General features: G+C 73.1%; 3 protein-coding genes. All 3 read left to right on the top strand.

Annotated features, from left to right (window positions below; genetic code table 11):
• Positions 1-189 precede the first annotated feature (189 nt).
• Genes ACFVX4_RS41030 through ACFVX4_RS41020 form a run of 3 tightly spaced genes read left to right on the top strand, consistent with a single transcriptional unit; the run spans position 190 to position 3,469 of the window.
• Positions 190-1,158 (top strand): NADPH:quinone oxidoreductase family protein, encoded by a 969-nt coding sequence (locus ACFVX4_RS41030; protein WP_389988305.1) that lies wholly within the window; start codon positions 190-192, stop codon positions 1,156-1,158.
• A complete protein-coding gene (locus tag ACFVX4_RS41025; RefSeq protein WP_389988302.1) occupies positions 1,155-2,342 on the top strand; it encodes an acyl-CoA dehydrogenase family protein in 1,188 nt (395 codons plus the stop codon). Before ACFVX4_RS41030 ends, ACFVX4_RS41025 begins: the two co-directional genes overlap by 4 nt.
• Positions 2,339-3,469: an acyl-CoA dehydrogenase family protein gene (locus ACFVX4_RS41020; protein ID WP_389988300.1), complete on the top strand. Its 1,131-nt coding sequence runs from the start codon at positions 2,339-2,341 to the stop codon at positions 3,467-3,469. Before ACFVX4_RS41025 ends, ACFVX4_RS41020 begins: the two co-directional genes overlap by 4 nt.
• The last annotated feature ends 157 nt before the right edge of the window (positions 3,470-3,626 follow it).

The raw sequence follows: 3,626 nt of genomic DNA, 5'->3' as shown, positions 1-3,626 counted from the left end.
GGGGCGGACCCCCACGAGGTGCCCCCCCCTGCGCCGGGTCCGGACAAAGCCCCCTTTCATTCGGGCCGGGCCGCACCCATGTCCGGGTCCGGCCGGGACCGGTACCGGCGGGTTGTTCCCAGAGGGGCAAGCGACCGCTTAGTATGCGCCGGAGCAGTGGTAATGCCGACAGTGTTGTGGAGGCCCCTCATGCAGGCATGGCGAGTGCACCGGAACGGCGAGCCGAGCGAGGTGATGCGGCTGGAGGAGACGGACAGGCCCACGCCCGGCGACGGGCAGGTGCTCATCGAGGTGCTCGCGGCGAACATCAACTTCCCCGACGCGCTGCTCTGCCGCGGCCAGTACCAGGTGCGGCCGCCGCTGCCCTTCACCCCCGGCGTGGAGATCTGCGGCAGGACGGCGGACGGGCGGCGGGTGCTCACCACCCCCGCGCTGCCGAACGGTGGATTCGCCGAATACGTCGTCGCGGACGAGGCGGCGCTGCTGCCCGCCCCGGACACCCTGGACGACGCCGAGGCCGCCGCCCTGCACATCGGCTACCAGACCGGCTGGTTCGGCCTGCACCGCAGGGCACACCTCCGGGCGGGCGAGACGCTCCTGGTCCACGCGGCGGCCGGCGGGGTCGGCAGCGCCGCCGTCCAGCTAGGCAAGGCCGCCGGAGCCACCGTCATCGGTGTGGTCGGAGGCCCCGACAAGGCCAGGACCGCCGCCGGGCTCGGCTACGACCTGGTCATCGACCGCCACAGCGAGGACATCGTCGCCGCGGTCAAGGAAGCCACCGGCGGACGCGGCGCCGACGTGGTCTACGACCCGGTCGGCGGCGACGCCTACGCCAAGTCCGTGAAGTGCGTCGCCTTCGAGGGCCGGGTGATCGTCGTCGGCTTCGCGTGCGGTGTCATCCCCACCCCGGCGCTGAACCACGCACTCGTCAAGAACTACTCGATCGTCGGACTCCACTGGGGCCTGTACAACACCAAGGACCCGGCCGCCGTCCGCGCCTGCCACGACGAGCTCACCCGGCTCGCCGCCCAGGGCGCCATCAAGCCGCTGATCAGCGAACGCGTCGGGCTCGCCGGGGCCGCCGTCGCCGTCCAGCGGGTCGCCGACGGCACCAGCACCGGCCGGCTCGTCGTCCTCCCGTCAGGAGCCGCCCGATGACCGCACCCGACGCGGCCGAGCTCCGCCGCCGAACCCAGGACCTGCTCGCCGCACACCCCCCGGCCACCACCGGCCGCACCGAATTCCTCAAGGCCCGCTTCGACGCCGGACTGGCCTGGGTGCACTACCCGGCCGGCCTCGGCGGCCTCGACGCCCCGCGCTCCCTGCAACCCGTCGTCGACGCCGAACTCGCCGTGGCGGGCGCCCCCGACAACGACCCGCGCCGGATCGGGATCGGCCTCGGCATGGCCGCCCCCACCATCCTCGGCTACGGCACCGACGAGCAGAAACAGCGCTTCCTGCGGCCGCTCTGGGTCGGCGAGGAGGTCTGGTGCCAGCTCTTCAGTGAACCGGGCGCCGGCTCCGACCTCGCGGCCCTCGGCACCCGCGCCGTCCGTGACGGCGAGGACTGGGTGGTCGACGGGCAGAAGGTCTGGACGTCCAGCGCCCATCTGGCCCGCTGGGCGATCCTCATCGCCCGCACCGACCCCGACCAGCCCAAGCACCGCGGCATCAGCTACTTCATCTGCGACATGACCGACCCCGGCGTCGAGGTGCGGCCGCTGCGCCAGATCACCGGCGAGGCCGAGTTCAACGAGGTCTTCCTGACCGGCGTACGCATCCCCGACAGCAGGCGCCTCGGCCCGGTCGGCGAGGGCTGGAAGGTCGCGCAGACCACGCTGATGAACGAGCGGGTCTCCATCGGCGGGGCACGGATCCCGCGCGAGGGCGGCATGATCGGCCCGGTCGCCCGCACCTGGCGCGAACGTCCGGAACTGCGCACCCACGACCTCCACCGGCGCCTGCTGACCCTCTGGGTCGAGGCCGAGGTGGCCAGGCTCACCGGCACCCGGCTGCGCCAGCAGCTCGTCGCCGGACAGCCCGGCCCCGAAGGCTCCGGAATGAAGCTCGCCTTCGCCCGGCTCAACCAGGAGATCAGCGGACTGGAAGTCGAACTGCTCGGCCAGGAAGGGCTGTTGTACGGCGACTGGACCATGCGTCGGCCCGAACTCGTCGACTTCACCGGACGGGACGCCGGCTACCGCTACCTCCGCTCCAAGGGCAACTCCATCGAGGGCGGCACCAGCGAGGTGCTGCTCAACATCGTCGCCGAGCGCGTCCTCGGCCTGCCCGCCGAGCCGCGCAACGACAAGGACGTCGCCTGGAAGGACCTGGCCCGATGACCGCACCGACCGAAGAGAACCACGAACCCGATCTGCTGTACTCGGAGGCGGAGGAGGATCTGCGGGCAGCGGTGCGCTCGCTGCTCGCCGACCGGAGCGACGCGCCGTCGGTACTCGCCCGCGTCGAGTCCGACACGCCGTACGACCCGCGGCTCTGGAAGGCCCTCGCCGCCGACATCGGCACCGCGGGGCTGCTGGTGCCCGAGGAGCTCGGCGGGCAGGGCGCGGGTCATCGTGAAGCCGCGGTGGTGCTGGAGGAGCTGGGCCGCGGTGTCACGCCCGCGCCCTATCTGACCAGCGCGGTCGTCGCCACCCAGACGCTCCTCGCGCTGGGTGCGCCCGACGGACCGGTTGCCGCGCTCCTCGGCGACCTCGCCGCGGGCCGCAGGGTCGCGGCGCTCGCCGTGCCGTTCGCCGCTCCGGCGCCCGACGCCGCTCAGCCGGCCGGTGTCGTGGCCGGACGGGTGGCGGGGACGGTGACCGGCGTCGCCGACGCCACCACCGCCGATGTGCTGCTGGTGCCGACGACCGACGGCCTGTACGCGGTCGAGACCGGTGCCGAAGGTGTCGCCGTCGAGCCGCTCGTACCGCTCGACCTGACCCGCCCGCTCGCCACCGTCACCCTCACCGGTGCTGCCGGGACCCGGCTGGCCGACGGCGCTTCCGCGGTCGCCGCCGTGCGCCGGGGTCTGCTGGCGGGCGCCGGACTGCTCGCCTCCGAACAGCTCGGAATCGCCGAGTGGTGCCTGACCGAAACGGTCCGATACACCCGTGAACGCCACCAGTTCAACCGGCCGGTCGGCTCGTTCCAGGCGCTCAAGCACCGTATGGCGCAGCTCTGGCTGGAGGTCGTGTCGGCCCGCGCCGCCGCGCGGAACGCCGCGGACGCCCTCGCGACCGGCAGCCCCGACACGCGGTTGGCGGTGGCTGTCGCGCAGGCATACTGCTCCGACGTCGCCGTGCACGCCGCGGAGGAGTGCGTCCAGCTGCACGGTGGGATCGGCATGACCTGGGAGCATCCGGCGCACCTGTATCTCAAGCGCGCCAAGGCCGACTCGATCGCGTACGGCACGGCCGGGCGGCACCGCGAGACCATTGCCGAACTCGTGGAGCTGCCCGCGCCGTAACGAGGGAGGGAGGAACGGCCCGCGTGAATGCGGGACTTGGGAGCGGGGGGGGGGGGAAAAGAGCCCCCCCTCCCCCCCCCCCCCCCCCCCCTGGGGGGCCCGAAAACCCCCCCCCCCCCTTTTCGTCCTCGCGATTCTCAACAACACCCCACCTCCC

Origin of the sequence: Streptomyces sp. NPDC058240, assembly GCF_042882135.1 — a bacterium.
In the GTDB taxonomy this organism is placed as follows: domain Bacteria; phylum Actinomycetota; class Actinomycetes; order Streptomycetales; family Streptomycetaceae; genus Streptomyces.
Note: the sequence above shows the minus strand (reverse complement) of the source record. Positions and strands in the feature narration are given on the sequence as shown.